The organism is Rhodococcus rhodnii NBRC 100604 (genome assembly GCF_001894925.1).
GTDB lineage: Bacteria > Actinomycetota > Actinomycetes > Mycobacteriales > Mycobacteriaceae > Rhodococcus_F > Rhodococcus_F rhodnii.
In genome coordinates this window covers 1-18,847 of sequence record NZ_BCXD01000005.1, presented here as the reverse complement: position 1 = coordinate 18,847, position 18,847 = coordinate 1, and the positions used below count along the sequence as shown (strand labels likewise).

Genomic DNA, 18,847 nt, shown 5'->3' with positions numbered 1-18,847 from the left:
CAATGCAGGAACATCGTTACGACGTGGTCATCGTCGGCGCCGGCGGCGCCGGCATGCGCGCTGCCATCGAGGCGGGCCCCCGCGCGCGCACGGCCGTCCTCACCAAGCTCTACCCCACCCGCAGCCACACCGGCGCGGCGCAGGGCGGCATGTGCGCCGCGCTCGCGAACGTGGAGGAGGACAACTGGGAGTGGCACACCTTCGACACGGTCAAGGGCGGTGACTACCTCGCCGATCAGGACGCCGTCGAGATCATGGCCAAGGAGGCCATCGACGCCGTCCTCGATCTCGAGAAGATGGGTCTCCCCTTCAACCGCACGCCCGAGGGCAAGATCGACCAGCGCCGCTTCGGTGGCCACACCCGTGACCACGGCAAGGCCCCCGTCCGGCGCGCGTGCTACGCGGCGGACCGCACGGGCCACATGATCCTGCAGACGCTGTACCAGAACTGCGTCAAGCACGACGTCGAGTTCTTCAACGAGTTCTACGCGCTCGACATCGTCCTCACCGAGACGCCCGAAGGCCCGGTCGCGACCGGCGTCGTGGCGTACGAGCTCGCGACCGGCGAGATCCACGTCTTCCACTCGAAGGCGATCGTGTTCGCGACCGGCGGCTCGGGCCGCATGTACAAGACGACCTCCAACGCGCACACCCTCACCGGTGACGGCATGGGCATCGTCTTCCGCAAGGGCCTGCCGCTCGAGGACATGGAGTTCCACCAGTTCCATCCGACGGGACTCGCGGGCCTCGGCATCCTCATCTCCGAGGCCGTCCGCGGTGAGGGCGGCATCCTGCGCAACGCCGACGGCGAGCGCTTCATGGAGCGCTACGCCCCCACCATCAAGGACCTCGCGCCCCGCGACATCGTCGCGCGGTCGATGGTCCTCGAGGTCCTCGAAGGCCGCGGCGCCGGCCCGAACAAGGACTACGTCCTCATCGACGTCACGCACATCCCCGAGGAAACCCTCAACGACAAGCTCCCCGACATCATGGAGTTCTCGCGCACCTACCTCGGCGTGGACCCCGTCAAGGAGCCGGTGCCCGTCTACCCCACGTGTCACTACGTCATGGGCGGCATCCCGACCAAGATCAACGGCGAGGTGCTGCGCGACAACGACAACATCGTTCCCGGCCTCTACGCGGCCGGCGAGTGCGCGTGTGTCTCCGTGCACGGCGCGAACCGTCTCGGCACCAACTCGCTGCTCGACATCAACGTCTTCGGCCGCCGCGCGGGCATCGCCGCCGCCGCGTACGCGAACAGCCACGACTTCGTCGACATGCCGGAGCGTCCCGAGGGCATGGTCGACGAGTGGCTCGCGCTCATCCTGTCCGATCACGGCAACGAGCGCGTCGCGGACATCCGCACCGAACTCCAGCAGTCGATGGACAACAACGCGTCGGTGTTCCGCACCGAGGAGCGGCTCACGCAGGCCCTGAAGGACGTGCGCGCACTCAAGGAGCGCTACAACCACATCGTCGTGCAGGACAAGGGCAAGCGCTACAACAGTGACCTGCTCGAAGCCGTCGAGCTCGGCTTCCTGCTCGAGATGGCCGAGGTCACCGTCGTCGGCGCCCTCAATCGCAAGGAATCGCGTGGCGGCCACGCACGCGAGGACTTCCCGGACCGCGACGACGCGAACTACATGAAGCACACGATGGCCTACAAGGAGGGCGAAGGCCTGCTCTCCGACATCCGTCTCGACTACAAGCCGGTGGTCCAGACTCGCTACGAGCCGATGGAGCGTAAGTACTGATGTCAGCGCCAGCCGCAGAAGCACCCGCACTGCCCGCCGTCCCCGAGGGCGCGACGATCGTCACGCTCAAGATCGCCCGCTTCAACCCCGAGGTGAGCGAGGAGCAGCACTGGGACAGCTTCCAGGTCCCCGCGCTGCCGACCGACCGTCTGCTCAACCTCCTGCTGTACGTGAAGGGCTACCTCGACGGCACCCTCACCTTCCGCCGGTCGTGCGCACACGGCATCTGCGGCAGCGACGCGATGCGCGTCAACGGCGTCAACCGCCTGGCGTGCAAGCTCCTCATGAAGGACATGCTGCCCGCCGACGGCAAGCCGGTGACCATCACGATCGAGCCGATCCGCGGGCTGCCCGTCGAGAAGGATCTCGTCGTCGACATGGAGCCGTTCTTCGACGCGTTCCGTGCCGTCAAGCCGTTCCTCATCACGTCCGGCAACGAGCCCACGCGTGAGCGGATCCAGAGCCAGCACGATCGTGCCCGGTTCGACGACACGACGAAGTGCATCCTCTGTGCGTGCTGCACGACGTCGTGCCCCGTGTACTGGAGCGACGGCAGCTACTTCGGCCCCGCCGCGATCGTCAACGCGCACCGGTTCATCTTCGACAGCCGCGACGAGGGTGCCGCCGAGCGACTCGACATCCTCAACGAGAAGGACGGCGTGTGGCGCTGCCGCACGACGTTCAACTGCACCGAGGCGTGCCCCCGTGGCATCCAGGTGACCAAGGCGATCCAGGAGGTCAAGCGCGCGCTGCTGTTCAGCCGCTGATCTCGCTTGCGCAACCTGCTGTTGCACCTCGCGTCCGGCCCCGGTGTGATCTGTGTCGAATCCCGTCGACATCGATCACACCGGGGCCGGATGCGTTCGTGGCAGGGCTAGTGTTCGGCCCATGAGCGACACGATGACCGTCACGGTGACCGGGGCGGCGGGGAACATCGGCTACGCGGCACTGTTCCGGATCGCCGCCGGCGACATGCTCGGCGAGGGAATCCGGGTGAAGCTGCGGCTGCTCGACCTGCCGGGCGCCGTGCGCGCGGCCGAGGGTACCGCGATGGAGATCGAAGACGGCGCGTTCGCGTTGCTCGACTCGCTGGACGTGTACGACGACGCGCGCGCCGCGTTCGACGGCACCGACATCGCGCTGCTCATCGGATCGCGGCCCCGGTCGAAGGGCATGGAGCGCGCGGACCTGCTGTCGGCGAACGGCGCGATCTTCCAGGAGCAGGGGCGTGCGATCGCGGACGTGGCGTCGGACCGGGTTCGGGTGCTCGTCGTCGGCAATCCCGCGAACACCAATGCGCTCGTCGCGGCCGAGAACGCACCGGGCGTGCCCGGCGAGCGGTTCACCGCGCTGACCCGGCTCGATCACAACCGTGCGATCGCGCAGCTCGGCAAGCACACCGGAGCCGCGGCCCGCGACATTTCGCGGGTGACCATCTGGGGCAATCACTCGGCCACGCAGTATCCGGACATCTTCCACGCCCGGGTCGGCGATCGCGCGGGCGCCGACATCGCACAGGATCGCGACTGGCTCGAGAACGACTTCGTGCCCACCGTCGCGCGGCGTGGAACGGCCATCATCGAGGCGCGCGGGTCGTCGTCCGCCGCGTCGGCGGCGAACGCCGCGATCGATCACGTCCACGACTGGGTGCTCGGCACCCCGGACGGCGACTGGACCTCGGTAGCTCTGCGTTCGCACGGCGAGTACGGGGTGCCGGAAGGTCTCGTCTGCTCGTTTCCGGCGACCTCGGACGGTGGCGACTGGAAGGTCGTCGAGGGACTCGACCTGGGCGAATTCGCTCGGGCGCGCATCGATGCCTCGGTCGCGGAACTCGTGGCGGAGCGCGATGCCGTGCGCGAACTCGGCTTCGCCTGACAGAGACCTTTTCGTGATGCTCTCGTCACATTTGCCGGAGATTGCCTAGCCATGTCGCCATTCGGTCCATACGCTCGTAACGCGATGCACTCACCACGGAAAGTCGCGGCGTCCGCGGCATGCAGTCTCCTCGTCGCGCTGGGCGGTTCCGGCGCACTCGCCGGGACCGCTGCCGCAGCACCCGCGCCAGCAACAGCAGACCATTGCCCGCTCCGGTACGCGCCCGCCGCGAACCCCGTAGACACCCCCGGCCCCGAGCCGCTCCCCGTCCCGAACCCGCCCGTCGGCGGCGACGCGCTCGGCTCGTGCGACTTCGTCGCCGCTCCCGACGCCCCACCGCTGCCCGGTGGCGTCGACGCCCAGGGCTGGATGATCTCCGACGTGAACACCGGCGAGGTGATCGCCGCACACGACGCCCACGGCCGCTACCGGCCCGCGAGCGTCATCAAGGTGCTGCTCGCACTCGTCGCCCTCGACGAGCTCGACATGAACAAGACCGTCGTCGCGCTCCAGGAGGACGAGGACATCATCGGCAGCCGCGTCGGCGTCGGCCCGCACGGCACCTACTCGATCCACACCGTCCTGCAGGGCCTCATGATGGCGTCCGGCAACGACACCGCCAACATGCTCGCGCGTGAGATGGGCGGCGTTCCCGCGACCCTCGACAAGATGAACGCGAAGGCGCATTCGCTGGGCGCTCTGGACACGCGCGCCGCCACGCCGTCCGGCCTCGACGGGCCCGGCATGAGCAGCTCGCCGTACGACATGTCGCTCATCTTCCGCGCGGCGCTGCAGAACCCCACCTTCCGCGAGCTCGTCTCGGCGCCCGAGGTGTTCTTCCCCGGCTACCCCAAGGATCCGAACGATCCCGCCGACTACGACCGGCCCGGGTTCGTGCTGACGAACGACAACGGGATGCTCTACAACTACCCGGGCGCCATCGGCGGCAAGACCGGCTTCACCGACGCCGCGCGTCACACCTACGTCGGCGCCGCCGACCGTGACGGCCGCACGCTCCAGGTCACGATGATGGGCGGCGAACTCACCTCGGTCCGCCCGTGGCAGCAGGCGACGTACCTGCTCGACTGGGCGTTCGCCCAGCCCGCCGGCGTCTCGGTCGGAACGCTGAACCAGCCCGAACCCGAGCCCGCCGTCGAACTCGCGGCGCTGCCCCCCTCGAATCCCGCTCCCGCGGAGACGAATACGGCCGCCACCGCAGAGCTGACGGAGGCGGCCGCACAGTCGAGCGACACAGGCGTCCGCGCCGGGGTCGTCACCACCGGTGTCGGCGTCGTGCTCGCGCTGCTGGGAGCAGCCTGGATGCAGAAGCGCCGCCACGATCATCGCGGCTGACACACCCCGGTGCGCCTGACGGCCACCACCGAGGCCGAGCTCAGCGTCGGCGGCGCAGGAGGCCGCCGACACCGAGAGCGGTGAGGGCCCCGGCACCCACGAGGGCGATCCCCCGTGCGATGCCGGGGCCTTCGGCCACTTCGACGCGGGGAGTGATGACGGCCGGCGGCGGTGCCGGGACGTGCGCGAGGGCCATGCTCTCGCGCGTCGTCGCCGCCCACGCGGTGCAGAACAGGATCATGCGGCACGTGAAGAAGGTGAACACGAGCAGACCGATGATCGGGCCGAACGCGACGCCCGCGGGCCCGCTGGTGACCGACTGCAGGTAGATCGTGCCGACCTGCTTGAAGATCTCGAAGGCGACGGCCGCGAGCAGTGCCGCGCGCACGGCGCTCCGGATCGCGACTGGTTCGCGCGGCAACCGCGCGATCACCCACACGAACACGGCCCACATCGCGCCGACGGACACGAGGATCGTCACGGCCTTCACGGCGACACCGAAGCCGACGACGTCCTCGAGACCGAACGTGTCGCGCAGCCATTGCAGCGCCGGTCCGCTGCCGAAGGCCGAGAGGCCGAACGACACGATCATCGCGGCACCGAGACCGATGAACGCCCCGGCGTCGCCGAGCTTGGTCTTGACGAAACTGCCCTGCTCGTGCGTGGTCTCCCACATCGCCGTCAGTGCGTTGCGGAGGTTCGCCATCCAGCCGAGACCGCCGTACGCGGCACCGAGCAGACCGAAGACACCGACCGTCGAGCGCGCGCCGATCGCCGAATCGACGAGATCCGAGAGCGTGTCGCCGAGCCCACCGGGAACGTTCGTCGTGATCGAGTTCTTGATCTCCTCGATCCACTGCGGCTGCCCGGCGAGGACGAAGCCCGCGATCGCGAACACGACCATGAGGATCGGGACGAGCGAGAGGATGCTGAAGTACGTGATCCCGGCGGCGTAGTCGTCGCCGTTCTGGTCCTGATAGCGATTCGCCGCACGCATCACGTGGTCGAACCACGGACGCTTCGCCCGCTGGCGATCGAGAAAGCCCGGTTCGTCGTCCTTCGCGTCCGACACTGCCTTCGCGTCCGCCACTCCGCGTCCCTTTCGCCGCTACGTTCGCAGAAATCCGACCTTGTCGTACACATCGGCCAACGTGTCGGACGATACCTGGCGAGCGCGCTCCGCACCGGAAGCCAGGACACGATCGAGTTCGGCTTCGTCCGCGAGGTATTCGTTCACGCGCTCACGGACGGGCGTCACGACCTCGACGAGCGCCTCGGCGGTGTCGCCCTTGAGATCGCCGTACCCCTTGCCCTCGTACCCGGCGACGAGGTCCGCGACGGGCGTCCCGGTGAGCGACGACTGGATCGTGAGCAGATTGCTCACGCCCGGCTTGGCGGCGGGGTCGTAGCGAATCTCGCGCTCGTTGTCGGTCACGGCCGACTTGATCCGCTTGACCGAGACCTTCGGGTCGTCGAGCAGATTGATCAGGCCGTTCGGGCTCGACGCCGACTTGCTCATCTTCGACGTCGGGTCCTGCAGGTCGTAGATCTTCGCGGTCTCCTTGACGATGTGCGCCTCGGGGACGACGAAGGTGTCGCCGTACCGCGAGTTGAACCGCGCGGCGAGGTCACGCGAGAGTTCGAGATGCTGGCGCTGGTCCTCCCCCACCGGAACCCGCTGCGGGCGGTACAGCAGGATGTCGGCGGCCATGAGGACCGGATACGTGAACAGGCCGACGGTCGTGTTGTCGCTGCCCTGCTTGGCCGACTTGTCCTTGAACTGCGTCATCCGGCTCGCCTCGCCGAATCCCGTGATGCAGCCGAGAACCCACGCCAGCTCGGCGTGTTCGGGAACCTGGCTCTGCACGAACAGCGTCGAGCGCCTCGGGTCGATACCGAGGGCGAGCAACTGCGCCGCACCGACCTTGGTGCGACGGCGCAGCTCCTTCGGATCCTGCGAGACCGTGATCGCGTGCAGGTCGGGAATGAAGTAGAACGCGTCGTACTCGTCCTGCAGCGGCACCCACTGCTGAACCGCTCCGATCAGATTGCCGAGGTGGAACGAGTCCGCCGTCGGCTGGATTCCCGAGAGCACCCGGGGCTTCGTCGTGCGATCGGGGTTGGAGCGATCGTCTGCAGGAGTGGACATGCCGTCATTTTCCCACGCGCCCCGGGCGAGGGTTCACCGGTACTGCACGGTCACGGGCGCGTGATCGGACCAGCGCTCGTCGTACGCCGCCGCACGCTCGACGACCGCGGACTTCGCGCGCTCCGCGAGTCCCGCCGTGGCGAGGTGGTGATCGATTCGCCAGCCCGCGTCGTTGTCGAAGGCCTTGCCGCGATACGACCACCACGAGTACGGGCCCTCCGTACCGGGATGCAGTGCGCGCACGACGTCGACCCAGCCCGCGGCCGCGAGATCGGCCAGCCACTGCCGCTCGTGGGGCAGGAACCCGGACTTCTTCAGGTTGCCCTTCCAGTTCTTGATGTCGAGTTCGGCGGGCGCGATGTTCCAGTCGCCGCACACGACGACCTCGCGGCCCGCGGCGCCGGCAGCGGCCTGCGTCCGGCCGAGATACTCGGCGAACGACGCGAGGAAGCGGTCCTTCTCGTCCTGCCGGGGCGTGCCCACCTCGCCGCTGGGCAGATACAGCGACGCGACGGTCAGATCGTCGAAGTCGGCTTCGAGATAGCGTCCGGCGTCCATGAACTCGCCGTCGTCGTGCCCGACGCGCACGGCGTCGGCCGGACGGCGCGAGAGTACGGCGACGCCGTTGCGTCCCTTCGCGGCGGGCTCGGCGGAGGCGACGTGCCAGCCCTCCGCCAGCGCGTCCGCGAGCGTCTCGCGCAACTGCGCGTCCGACGCGCGCGTCTCCTGCAGGCACACGACGTCGGCCTCGGTGGCCGCGAGCCACCCGGTGAGCCCCTTGCGCGCGGCGGCGCGGACGCCGTTGACGTTGACGGTGGTGATGATGTGCGGCACGGGCGACAGGCTAACGAACGCCCCCGACAACGACCTGATGACGCTGGCGCTCGTCGCGTCTCGAGTACAGGCTCGCGACGCCGAGCACCGCGACACCGGCCGCCGCGAGCAGCGCACCGACCGCGGCGGGCGCCGTGTAACCGAGACCGGCGGCGATGACGACGCCGCCGATCCACGCACCGAACGCGTTCGCGGCATTGAGGGCGGCGTGATTGAGCGAGGCGGCGAGGGTCTGCGCGTCGCCCGCGACGTCCATGAGCCGAGTCTGCAGCGCCGGGATCGCCGCGGCGCCCGACAGCCCCACGAGGAACAACACGATCAGCGCCGACACCGGGTGCTGGAGCGCGACGACGAACACCGCGAGCATGACCGCCATCGACCCCATCGCGGCATACAGCCCCGGCATCAGCGCGCGGTCCGCGATCCGGCCGCCGACGATGTTTCCGGCGACCATCCCGAGGCCGTAGACCATGAGTGCGATCGGCACCCACGACCGGGGCATCCCTGCGACGTCGGTGAGCGACGTCGAGATGTAGGTGTAGACGGCGAACAGCCCGCCGAAGCCGACCGCGCCGACGAGCAGCGTCAGCAACACCTGGGGGCTGCGCAGCGCACCGAGTTCGGCGACGGGTCGGCTCTGCGGCATCGACCCGAGATGCGGCACGCGGGCCGCGACGGCGACCAGCGTGACGATCCCGATCAGCGTGACCAGGACGAACGCGGCGCGCCAGCCGAAGGTCTGGCCGAGCCACGACGCCACGGGGACGCCGACGACGTTGGCGACCGAGAGGCCGAGCATGACGCTCGCGACGCTGCGCGCCCGGGCGCCGGGCGGGGCGATGTGCGCGGCGACCAGGGCGGCGAGGCCGAAGTACGCGCCGTGCGGCAGTCCCGCGAGGACGCGGGCTCCGACGAGCGTCTCGTACGTCGGCGCGATCGCCGTCGCCGCGTTGCCGACGACGAACACCGCGGTGAGCGCGACGAGGAGCGCCTTGCGCGGCACGCGCGCCGTCGTCACGGCGATGACGGGGGCGCCGATCACGACACCCAGCGCGTAGGCGGAGATGGCATGACCGGCAACGGGTTCGCCGATACCGAGGCTCGACGCGATCTCGGGCAGCAGTCCCATCGACACGAACTCGGTCGTGCCGATGCCGAAGCCGCCCAGCGCGAGCGCCAGCAACGCGAGGCGCCGGGCGCCCGGGCTCGGCACCGGGCCCGAGTCCTGGAGGCGAGTGTCCGTTGTCGTCACGACGCGGTTCTCCTGCGAACGGGGAGGGGATGGCGGGTGAGGCCGTGAATCGGCCACCCGAAGCACAATGTCACCGCACCGCGCGCTGTTCCGTCCACGCACGTGAGATGACTCACGGCCGCCGCCGCGACCGGGCACACTCGGAGGTATGGCGATGCACATGGGCGGCATGGCGGCGATGCGCGAGGAACTGCGTTGGCAGCCGATCCACGCGCGGGTGCGTGCCCTCGCCCGCGGTGACCGGCGCGTCGTCGCCGACACGACCGCCGCCGTCCTGGTGTGGGAGCCCGGCCACTACGTCCCGAGCTACGCGATCCCCGGCGTCGACGTCGCGGTCGCGCTCGTCGCCGCGGAGCAGCCGAGCGACGAGCACACCGCGCCCGGAACCGAGTTCGTCGCCGGTGGCGACGAGACACGGCGCGGGTCGGTCTACCGGCTGAGCGATCCCGATCTCGCGTCGTACTTCGTGTTCACACACGACGACTTCGAGTGGCTCGAGGAGGACGACGAAGTGATCGGACATCCGCGCGATCCGTATCACCGCGTCGACGTCCGCCGCAGTTCACGGCACGTGCGCATCGTCGCCGGCAGAGATGTTCTCGTCGACACGACCCGTGCGCGGATGCTGTTCGAGACGGGATTTCCGTTCGCGCGGCTCTACGTCCCGCGTGAGGACGTCGCGGTGCCGTTGACGGCGACCGACGCGCGCTCGGTGTGCCCCTACAAGGGCGAGGCGTCGTACTGGACTGCGGAGGTCGGCGGGCGGCTGCTCACCGACGTCGCATGGACCTACGACGCCCCGCTCGACGGAGCGGCCGCGATCGCCGGGCTCGTGTGCTTCTACCACGAGCGCTTCGAGACGACGATCGACCCGGCACCGAACACCTGACCCTTCCACGCGGACGGCGCAATGTCACAGCGTGTGCATCGAACGCACACCGTGTGTGACATTGCGCCGACAGGGGTGGTGGAGAGAGCCGGGCAGATCAGGCGTTCGAGCGTGCCTTCTGCAGGTTCTCGTCGAGGGCGGACAGGAACTCCTCGGTGGTGAGGTAGCCCTGGTCGCCGCCGACCAGCATCGCGAGATCCTTCGTCATCTGACCGCTCTCGACGGTCTTGATGACGACGTCCTCGAGGTCCTGCGCGAACGCGATGACCTCGGGGGTGCCGTCGAGCTTGCCGCGATGCTCGAGTCCGCGCGTCCACGCGAAGATCGAGGCGATCGGGTTCGTCGACGTCGGCTTGCCCTGCTGGTGCTGACGGAAGTGCCGCGTGACGGTGCCGTGCGCGGCCTCCGCCTCACAGGTCTTTCCGTCCGGCGTCAGCAGCACCGAGGTCATGAGGCCCAGCGAGCCGAAGCCCTGCGCGACCGTGTCGGACTGGACGTCGCCGTCGTAGTTCTTGCACGCCCAGACGTAGCCGCCCTCCCACTTGAGGGACGACGCGACCATGTCGTCGATGAGGCGGTGCTCGTAGGTCAGGCCCGCGGCGTCGAACTCCGCCTTGAACTCGGCGTCGAAGACGTGCTGGAAGATGTCCTTGAACGCGCCGTCGTACGCCTTGAGGATGGTGTTCTTCGTCGACAGGTAGACCGGGTAGTTGCGCTGCAGGCCGTAGTTGAACGACGCGCGCGCGAAGTCCTCGATCGACTTCGTGAAGTTGTACTGTCCCTGGACGACGCCGCCGGCCTCGGGGAAGTTCACCAGCTCGTGCTCGATCGGCTCGCTGCCGTCCTCGGGCGTGTACGTGATGGTGACGGTGCCGGGACCGGGGACCTTGAAGTCGGTCGCGCGGTACTGGTCACCGAACGCGTGACGCCCGATGATGATCGGCTTCGACCAGCCCGGGACGAGACGCGGGATGTTGGAGATGATGATCGGCGCGCGGAAGATCGTGCCGCCGAGAATGTTGCGGATGGTGCCGTTGGGCGACCGCCACATCTTCTTCAGGCCGAATTCCTCGACGCGGGCCTCGTCGGGCGTGATGGTGGCGCACTTGACGCCGACGCCGTGCTTCTTGATGGCGTTCGCGGCGTCGACGGTGACCTGGTCGTCCGTCGCGTCGCGATGTTCGATGCCGAGGTCGTAGTAGTCGAGATTCACATCCAGGTACGGATGGATCAGCTTGTCTTTGATGAACTGCCAGATGATGCGCGTCATCTCGTCGCCGTCGAGTTCGGCGATCGTCCCCTCAACCTTGATCTTGGACATGGGTGCTTCGCGTCCTCCTGAGTTTCCTTCGGCCGCCGTGGGAAGTTTCCCCGTGTGCACGACCACGAGTGGTGCACGACCACGAACGCACTTTGTGGGTGGTCCGCGAACGATATGGAGCCTCGCCGTGTCGAACTCGCCGTCTCGCTCTCGCAGCCGTGTCCAACACACGGGTGCATCGAACTCGCACGAGCTCGTCCACATCGAGGCTAGTCGTTGCCCAGGACCTCCTGCGAGGTCCGAACCAAACAAGACAAGCGTACTGCTAGCAATGTCGCTTTTCACCGCCGGGGTGCGCCGAGTGGCCCTACCCATCGGTAACTTTCCGCTGCTCAGATGCATTCCGCGACCCGATTCGGGAGTGCCGCCACCCTCGGTTAAGATCGGCGGCAGGTCATGAGTGCCAGCACGAAGCCCCGGCTAGCTGGCCGGCAACCCTCCTCCGCGGCGGGGTGCCCCGGGTGATGACCTGGTTTCCTGATCAGGCGAGTCGGGCGACAAGCGCGGATCCGACGTGGAGGTGCAGCATGCGAGTACGTGTCCTGTGTTGTCGTCGCGGATAGGCCCCATCCCAGGTTCTTCCGACACGAAGTCACGACACACATTCCGGAGCGCATCGCGATGACCGATCCCATCGAAGCCCCCGCCACCGCAACGACCGAGGGCACCGACACCCCCGCCGCCGATCCCGCCGCGTGGGCGTTCGAGACGAAGCAGATCCACGCCGGCCAGACGTCCGACGCGACGACGCGGGCCCGCGCACTGCCGATCTACCAGACGACGTCCTACACGTTCGACAACACCGATCACGCCGCCGCGCTCTTCGGGCTCGCCGAGCCGGGCAACATCTACACCCGCATCATGAACCCGACGCAGGACGCCGTCGAGCAGCGGATCGCGGCCCTCGAGGGCGGCGTCGCGGCGCTGCTGCTGGCGTCGGGCCAGGCCGCCGAGACCTTCGCGATCCTCAACATCGCCGGCGCGGGCGATCACATCGTGTCGAGCCCCCGCCTCTACGGCGGCACGTACAACCTCTTCCACTACACGCTCCCGAAGCTCGGGATCGACGTGTCGTTCGTCGACGATCCCGACGACCTCGACCAGTGGCGCAGCGCGGTGCGGCCGGAGACCAAGGCGTTCTACGGCGAGACGATCTCCAACCCGATGAACGACGTCCTCGACGTCCCGGGCATCGCGGCCGTCGCACACGAGAACGGCCTTCCGCTGATCGTCGACAACACCGTCGCGACGCCGTACCTGCTGCGTCCGCTCGAGCACGGCGCCGACATCGTCGTCCACTCCGCGACGAAGTACCTCGGCGGTCACGGCACCGCGATCGGCGGCGTGATCGTCGACGGCGGCACATTCGACTGGACGCAGGGCCGTCACCCCGGCTTCACCGAGCCCGACCCGAGCTACCACGGCGTCGTGTTCGCCGAGCTCGGCGCACCGGCGTACGCGCTCAAGGCGCGCGTCCAGCTGCTGCGTGATCTCGGGTCCGCGATCTCGCCGTTCAACGCCTTCCTCATCTCACAGGGCATCGAGACGCTGAGCCTGCGGATGGAACGGCACGTCGCCAACGCGACCGCCGTCGCCGAGTTCCTCGAGGGCCGCGACGGCATCACGTCGGTGAGCTACGCGGGTCTGCCGTCGTCGCCGTGGCACGAGCGCGCCGCGGCGCTCTCCCCGAAGGGCGCGGGTGCGATCGTCGCGTTCGAGCTCGAGGGCGGCGTCGACGCCGGCAAGAAGTTCGTCGATGCGCTGACCCTGCACAGCCACGTCGCGAACATCGGCGACGTCCGCTCGCTCGTCATCCACCCGGCGTCGACGACGCACGCGCAGCTCTCCCCCGAGGAGCAGCTCGCGGCAGGTGTGACGCCGGGCCTCGTGCGGCTGGCGGTCGGCATCGAGGGAATCGACGACATCCTCGCGGACCTGCGCACCGGACTGGCGGCGGCGCGATCTTGACGGCAGCGACGAACAGGGCACCCGTGCACGAGCTCTCTCCCCACGAGTTGCTGCGTCCCGACGGCACGCTCACTCGCATCCCGATCGGGACCGTGCAGCTCGAGAGCGGCGCCGAGGTCCCGGACGTGACGCTCGCGGTGCAGTCGTGGGGGCGGCTCTCGCCGAACCGCGACAACGTCGTCCTCGTCGAGCACGCGCTCACGGGTGACTCGCACGTGACCGGCCCGGCGGGAGGGGAACATCCCTCCCCCGGCTGGTGGGAGGGGATGATCGGGCCGGGTGCCCCGATCGACACCGACGAGTGGTGTGTCGTCGCCGTCAACGTGCTCGGCGGTTGTCGCGGAAGCACGGGTCCGGCGTCACCGGGCCCGGACGGCGCGCCGTGGGGCAGCAGGTTCCCGTGGATCTCGATCCGCGATCAGGTGACGTCCGAGCGCATGCTCCTCGACCTGCTGGGCATCGATCGGATCGCTGCGGTCGTCGGCGGCTCGATGGGCGGAATGCGCACCCTCGAGTGGGAGATCGAGTACCCGGAGCGGGTCGCCGCAGCGCTGGTCCTCGCGGTCGGTGCGCGCGCGACGGCCGATCAGATCGGTACGCAGACGACGCAGATCGAGGCCGTGCGCTCGGATCCCGACTGGCAGGGCGGCAACTATCACGGCACGGGCCGTGCGCCGCTCGCCGGACTGCGGATCGCGCGCCGTATCGCGCATCTGACCTATCGCACCGAGCACGAGCTCGACAGCCGTTTCGCCAACTCGGCGCAGCACGGCGAGGACCCGTGGGACGGCGGCCGCTACTCGGTGCAGAGCTACCTCGAACATCAGGCGGACAAGCTCGTCGGCCGCTTCGACGCCGGGACGTACGTACTGCTCAGCGAGGCGATGAACCGTCACGACGTCGGGCGTGGCCGCGGCGGCGTTCGTGCGGCGCTCGCCTCGATCGTCACCCCCACGATCGTGGCGGGTGTCGTGTCCGACCGGCTCTATCCGCTGCGGTTGCAGGAGGAGCTCGCGGCGGACATCCCGACGAGCGGCGAACTGCGGGTGCTCGATTCGCGTGACGGCCACGACGGCTTCCTCACGGAGGCGGACGGTGTCGCGAAGCTGCTGGCCGAGACGATGGACCTGGCCCGCACGCACCGCTGACCGCGGGGGCCCGGTCCGGCTACGTCAGTCGGTGCCGAGCGGATCGATCGAGACGGCGAGGAACACGATCGCGCCGCCGACGGCGAGCAGCGCACCGACGTCGAAGGGCTTGCTGCGCACCTGCAGGATGCCGGCCGCCTCGTCGGACAGGACGAGCCGCAGCACGCCCGCGATCACGACGGCGACACCGAGCACGAACGCGCCGCGCCGCCAGCGGTCGGCGAGGACGAAGCCCACCGCGACCACCATGACGACGAGGACGGCGACGATCGCCAGCTTCGGCGACACCTCGCGCCGCACGGCCACCATGCTCACGCCTCGTCGGCGAGCCGTTCGGCACGCTCGACGACGTTGGCGAGCAGGAAGGCGCGGGTGAGCGGGCCGACACCGCCCGGGTTCGGCGACAGGAAGCCGGCGACCTCGTCGACGCCGTCGGCGATGTCGCCGCGCAGCGCGCCGTCCTCGGTACGGCTCACGCCCACGTCGACGACCGCGGCACCCGGCTTCACCATCTCCGGCGTGATCAGCCCCGGCACGCCCGCGGCCGCCACGACGATGTCGGCGCGCGAGACCTCCGCGGCGAGGTCGCGGGTTCCGGTGTGGCACAACGTGACGGTCGAGTTCTCGGTGCGGCGCGTGAAGAGCAGCCCGATCGGCCGGCCGACGGTGACGCCGCGCCCGACGACGACGACGTGCGCCCCCGCGATCGGGACCTCGTAGCGACGAAGCAGATGCAGGATGCCGCGCGGCGTACACGGCAGCGGTGCGGTCTTGCCGAGGACGAGGCGGCCCAGGTTGAGCGGGTGCAGCCCGTCGGCGTCCTTGTCGGGGTCGATGCGCTCGAGTGCCTCGTTCTCGTCGAGATGGCGGGGCAACGGCAGCTGCACGATGTAGCCGGTGCACGCGGGGTCGGCGTTGAGCTCGTCGATGGTCGCGTCGAGTTCGGCCTGGCTCACGTCGCCGGGGAGTTCGCGTGCGATGGAGGTGATGCCGACCTTCGCGCAGTCGTTGTGCTTGCCCCGGACGTACGCCGCGGACGCGGGATCCTCGCCCACGAGCACCGTTCCGAGTCCCGGCACGATCCCGCGCTCACGCAGGGCCGAGACCCTGTCGGTGAGATCGTCGAAGATCTCGTCGCGGGTGGTCTTGCCGTCGAGCCTCGTCGCAGTCACGGCGTCATTGTCGCACGCTGTCCACGGCCGCCGATCCGGTGTTCGGCCCACCGCGACCGGCGCCGGTCAGCCCACCCACAGGCCGTGTGCCGCCGCGAAGGCGGCCGCCTGCTCGGGTTCGATACGCGCGTCACGCAGCGACGATCCGCGCCACAGGGCTGGCTCGACGTGCGCGCCGCGCAGGTCGGCGCCGTCGAGCCGGGTGCCGCTGGCGTGAGCACCGAGGAGGTCGACGGACTGCAGGCGTGCGCGCCGCATGTCGGCGCCGATGAGGTTCGCCTCGCGCATCGTGCAGTCGCTGAAGTCGATCTCCCGCAGGTCCGCTCCACCGAACCCCGCGAGCGTGAAATCGACGTCCTCGAAGGTGACGGGACGCATCGCGGCGCGCTCGAACGTCGATCCGTAGAACTCGCACGCCCGGAAGGTGCTGTGGGTGAGCCTGCTGCCGTGGAAGGTGCAGTTGCGGAACGCCGTCCCGATGTGGAGCGACGACCCGAGGTCGGCGCCCGTGAAGTCGCATTCGGAGAACACGGCGCCCGCCGTGTGCACGGCGTGGAGATCGGCTTCGCGGAACGAGCAGCGCAGGAACCGCCTGCCGCGGAAGTCGGCGGGCAGTTCCCGGTCGGCGAAGTCGCCGCCGACGGTCGCGCTCTGCTGTCCCACGCTTCCCATGGTCTTCATATCGCGCTGCGCGCGGGGGTGTTTCGGGTCACGATCTTCGGAATCGGCGGCGGCCACGGGGGCGGCGGCGCCGGGCCGCGGGCAGGGAGTGGACAATCGACGGTCATGAGCAGTCCGCCGGCGCCGTGCCGCATCATGTTCCACGAACCGCGCATCCCCCCGAACACGGGAAACGCGATCCGCACGGCAGCCGCGACGGGGTGCGAACTCCACCTCGTCGAACCGCTCGGCTTCGATCTGTCCGAGCCCAAGCTCAAGCGGGCCGGGCTCGATTACCACGACCTCGCGTCGGTGACGGTCCACCCGGATCTCGACACCGCCTTCGCCGCCGTGCCCGGTGCCCGTGTGTTCGCGTTCACGGCACATGCCGCGACCTTCCACACCGACATCGACTATCGCGACGGCGACGCCCTGCTGTTCGGCCCCGAGCCCACCGGCCTCGTCCCGGAGGTGCTCGCGCACCCGCGGATCACCGATCTGGTCCGGATCCCGATGCTCGCGGGGCGTCGCTCGCTCAACCTGTCCAATGCGGCGGCGGTGGCGGCGTACGAGGTGTGGCGCCAGCGGGGCTTCACCGGGGCGGTGCGCGGCTCGTGATCGCTCTGCTGCTCGCCCTCCTCGGGTTCGCCGTCCTCGATTCACTCGACGTCCTGCTCGTGGGTGTGACGACGGCCGTCGTGTTCGATGCACGCCTGCGCCGCCGCTCGCCCGTTCCGGGCGGACTCGCCTTCGTCGCGGGCGTGTTCCTGTCGACGACGACCTTCGGCATCCTCACCGTCCTGGGTATCGACTGGCTCACGACGTGGCTCGACTTCGAGTTGACCGCCGCGACGCGCTATCGGGGCGAACTCGCGATCGGTCTCGTGCTGCTCGTCCTGGCGCTGATTCCGGCGCGCAACCAGAAGGCGCCGCCGTGGGCCGAGAAGCTCCGCTCGAAACCCGCCGTCCTCGGTGCCGCCGGCGCCGTGATCGGCATCATCCAGGCACCGACCGCACTGCCCTACCTGGCGGGTCTCGCAATGATCGCCGCGCAGCATCCGCTTCCCGCGGCCTGGCCCGTCATCGTCGTCGTGTACTGCGCGATCGCGCTGATCCCGCCGCTGCTCGTGCTCGCGCTCGCGACGCGCAACAGCCGCCGGTCACGGCGGCGCTACCTGCGTATCGTGCGGCTGCTGACTCGCTGGGGTCCGCTCGCGGTGCGAGTGATCTTCTTCGTCGTGGGTGCAGGGCTCGTCGTCGACGCCCTGATCCACCACTCCGACGTGTTCTGACGCAGCCCTCTTCTGCCCGGCGTGTTCCGGCCCCGGCGTGTCAGCGTGCGGCGAGCGCGATGTCGAGGAAGTCGCGCGCCGCACCGTAGAGGCCGCGCACCGGGTCCCACACCGCCTGCAGGGTGCGTGGAAGCGCGAGCCTCTCGACCTCGACGCGCGCGAGGCGGCCGTCGTCGAGCTCGGCGGCGACCGCGAGCGACGACAGGACGGCAGGCGCGTTTCCCGCGAGCACCGCGGCCTTCACTGCGGTGGCCGAACTGAGTTCGAGCAGGGGCGGCGCCATGCCGGGGACGACCTGTTCGAGAGTCGTCCTCGTGCCCGAGCCGGGTTCACGCTGCACGAGCGGCGTCTCCGCGAACTCGGTCAGCGAGACGGACTCGCGCTGCGCCCACGGATGGGCGGGCGGCACGATGACGACGAGCCGGTCGCGGCCGACGGGGGCGCTGCGCAGCGTCGCCGGGATGTCGGGGCCCTCGACGAATCCGAGGTCGGCCTCGCCCGACTGCACGCGGGCGATCACCTCGGCGGAGTTCTGGAGCCGCACCGTCGTCGTGACGTCGGGGAAGCGGCGGCGCATCACGACGGTCCACGCCGGGACGAGGTACTCGGCGATCGTCATGCTGGCGGCGACGGCGACACCACCGCGTCGCTCCCCGCGCAGCGCTGCGACGCCGGACGCGAGTTCCTCGGCGGCGTCGAGGATCCGGCCCGCCCATTCGAGCAGGAGTGCGCCCTCGGCGGTCGGTCGTACGCCGCTCGGCCCCCGGTCGAACACCTTGACGCCGAGCTGCCGTTCGACCGAGCGCACACGGGCCGAGACGGCCTGCTGGCTCAGCCCGTGGGCGCGGCCCGCGGCACCCATGCTGCCGCACCGCTCGACCGACACGAGTACGTCGAGCGCGGACAGTTCCGGGACGCGAGGAGACATCGCCATCCGCCCAGGATAGGCCATCCCACAAGGCTTGTTTGTGACCGATCAACGACGAGGGCTCTACCGACGGCGAGACGATCCGGCGACGGTGGAGACCATGAGTCCGAAGTGGTTCGCAGCGGTCATGGGTACCGCGATCGTCGCCGTCGGCGCGGGTGGTTCGGGAGCGGAGCGGGCCGTCGCGGCCGGCGCCGCCGCCGGCGCCGCGACGCTGCTCGTGGCGCTCACCGGCGCCCTCGCGTATCGGTG

At 69.5% G+C, this 18,847-nt stretch carries 18 protein-coding genes and 1 riboswitch; of the genes, 9 read left to right on the top strand and 9 right to left on the bottom strand.

Going from position 1 to position 18,847, the window contains the following annotated elements; genetic code table 11:
• Positions 1–2 precede the first annotated feature (2 nt).
• From sdhA to RR1_RS04590, 4 genes are all read left to right on the top strand, one after another.
• A complete protein-coding gene (gene sdhA / locus RR1_RS04605) occupies positions 3–1,754 on the top strand; it encodes a succinate dehydrogenase flavoprotein subunit (protein WP_010839280.1) in 1,752 nt (583 codons plus the stop codon).
• A complete protein-coding gene (locus RR1_RS04600) occupies positions 1,754–2,521 on the top strand; it encodes a succinate dehydrogenase iron-sulfur subunit (protein WP_010839281.1) in 768 nt (255 codons plus the stop codon). The genes sdhA and RR1_RS04600 overlap by 1 nt, the downstream gene beginning before the upstream one ends.
• A gap of 121 nt (positions 2,522–2,642) precedes the next feature.
• Positions 2,643–3,629: a malate dehydrogenase gene (locus RR1_RS04595; RefSeq protein ID WP_010839283.1), complete on the top strand. Its 987-nt coding sequence runs from the start codon at positions 2,643–2,645 to the stop codon at positions 3,627–3,629.
• A gap of 84 nt (positions 3,630–3,713) precedes the next feature.
• Positions 3,714–4,982 carry a D-alanyl-D-alanine carboxypeptidase family protein gene (locus RR1_RS04590; RefSeq protein ID WP_010839284.1) on the top strand — a complete coding sequence of 423 codons (1,269 nt, stop codon included), beginning with the start codon at positions 3,714–3,716 and terminating at the stop codon, positions 4,980–4,982.
• Between the two features lie 40 nt (positions 4,983–5,022).
• Here RR1_RS04590 and yhjD read toward each other — a convergent pair whose 3' ends face one another.
• Genes yhjD through RR1_RS04570 form a run of 4 tightly spaced genes read right to left on the bottom strand, consistent with a single transcriptional unit; the run spans position 5,023 to position 9,217 of the window.
• Complete coding sequence (gene yhjD / locus RR1_RS04585) at positions 5,023–6,072, bottom strand: inner membrane protein YhjD (RefSeq protein ID WP_010839285.1); 1,050 nt, start codon at positions 6,070–6,072, stop codon at positions 5,023–5,025.
• A gap of 18 nt (positions 6,073–6,090) precedes the next feature.
• Positions 6,091–7,131, bottom strand: a complete 1,041-nt coding sequence (gene trpS / locus RR1_RS04580; RefSeq protein ID WP_010839286.1) for a tryptophan--tRNA ligase — start codon at positions 7,129–7,131, stop codon at positions 6,091–6,093.
• 33 nt (positions 7,132–7,164) lie between these two features.
• Positions 7,165–7,965: an exodeoxyribonuclease III gene (locus RR1_RS04575; protein ID WP_010839287.1), complete on the bottom strand. Its 801-nt coding sequence runs from the start codon at positions 7,963–7,965 to the stop codon at positions 7,165–7,167.
• A gap of 10 nt (positions 7,966–7,975) precedes the next feature.
• Positions 7,976–9,217, bottom strand: a complete 1,242-nt coding sequence (locus tag RR1_RS04570) for an MFS transporter (protein WP_238559041.1) — start codon at positions 9,215–9,217, stop codon at positions 7,976–7,978.
• Between the two features lie 148 nt (positions 9,218–9,365).
• Here RR1_RS04570 and RR1_RS04565 point away from each other — a divergent pair, with 148 nt between their 5' ends.
• The gene (locus RR1_RS04565; RefSeq protein WP_010839289.1) at positions 9,366–10,106 is read left to right on the top strand and encodes a DUF427 domain-containing protein; all 741 of its coding nucleotides are present in this window, start codon (positions 9,366–9,368) and stop codon (positions 10,104–10,106) included.
• A gap of 97 nt (positions 10,107–10,203) precedes the next feature.
• On the opposite strand, the gene RR1_RS04560 is transcribed toward RR1_RS04565, so the two are convergent.
• Complete coding sequence (locus tag RR1_RS04560; protein ID WP_010839290.1) at positions 10,204–11,427, bottom strand: NADP-dependent isocitrate dehydrogenase; 1,224 nt, start codon at positions 11,425–11,427, stop codon at positions 10,204–10,206.
• Between the two features lie 392 nt (positions 11,428–11,819).
• Positions 11,820–11,937: riboswitch (SAM riboswitch) on the top strand.
• Positions 11,938–12,048: 111 nt separating this feature from the next.
• On the opposite strand from RR1_RS04560, the gene RR1_RS04555 reads away from it, so the two are divergent.
• Together RR1_RS04555 and metX are read left to right on the top strand one after the other, a co-directional pair.
• Positions 12,049–13,395 carry a bifunctional o-acetylhomoserine/o-acetylserine sulfhydrylase gene (locus RR1_RS04555; protein WP_010839291.1) on the top strand — a complete coding sequence of 449 codons (1,347 nt, stop codon included), beginning with the start codon at positions 12,049–12,051 and terminating at the stop codon, positions 13,393–13,395.
• A 23-nt stretch (positions 13,396–13,418) separates the two neighbouring features.
• Positions 13,419–14,543, top strand: a complete 1,125-nt coding sequence (gene metX / locus RR1_RS04550) for a homoserine O-acetyltransferase MetX (protein ID WP_010839292.1) — start codon at positions 13,419–13,421, stop codon at positions 14,541–14,543.
• A 24-nt stretch (positions 14,544–14,567) separates the two neighbouring features.
• Here the strand turns inward: metX and RR1_RS04545 are convergent, their stop codons facing one another.
• The 3 genes from RR1_RS04545 to RR1_RS04535 all read right to left on the bottom strand — a co-directional run bounded on the left by RR1_RS04545 (position 14,568) and on the right by RR1_RS04535 (position 16,387).
• Positions 14,568–14,852 (bottom strand): DUF3017 domain-containing protein, encoded by a 285-nt coding sequence (locus tag RR1_RS04545; RefSeq protein WP_010839293.1) that lies wholly within the window; start codon positions 14,850–14,852, stop codon positions 14,568–14,570.
• 2 nt (positions 14,853–14,854) lie between these two features.
• Entirely contained in the window at positions 14,855–15,715 is an 861-nt protein-coding gene (locus RR1_RS04540) for a bifunctional methylenetetrahydrofolate dehydrogenase/methenyltetrahydrofolate cyclohydrolase (protein WP_010839294.1), read from the bottom strand.
• 66 nt (positions 15,716–15,781) lie between these two features.
• Entirely contained in the window at positions 15,782–16,387 is a 606-nt protein-coding gene (locus RR1_RS04535) for a pentapeptide repeat-containing protein (RefSeq protein ID WP_040774435.1), read from the bottom strand.
• A gap of 114 nt (positions 16,388–16,501) precedes the next feature.
• Between RR1_RS04535 and RR1_RS04530 the strand changes: the two genes are divergently transcribed.
• On the top strand, positions 16,502–16,993 hold the full coding sequence (locus tag RR1_RS04530) for a tRNA (cytidine(34)-2'-O)-methyltransferase (protein ID WP_071990764.1): 492 nt from the start codon (positions 16,502–16,504) through the stop codon (positions 16,991–16,993).
• Positions 16,990–17,667 (top strand): GAP family protein, encoded by a 678-nt coding sequence (locus tag RR1_RS04525; protein WP_010839297.1) that lies wholly within the window; start codon positions 16,990–16,992, stop codon positions 17,665–17,667. The genes RR1_RS04530 and RR1_RS04525 overlap by 4 nt, the downstream gene beginning before the upstream one ends.
• Before the next feature lie 40 nt (positions 17,668–17,707).
• On the opposite strand, the gene RR1_RS04520 is transcribed toward RR1_RS04525, so the two are convergent.
• Positions 17,708–18,601, bottom strand: coding sequence for a LysR family transcriptional regulator (locus RR1_RS04520; protein ID WP_010839298.1), 894 nt, complete (start codon positions 18,599–18,601; stop codon positions 17,708–17,710).
• Positions 18,602–18,847: the final 246 nt, after the last annotated feature.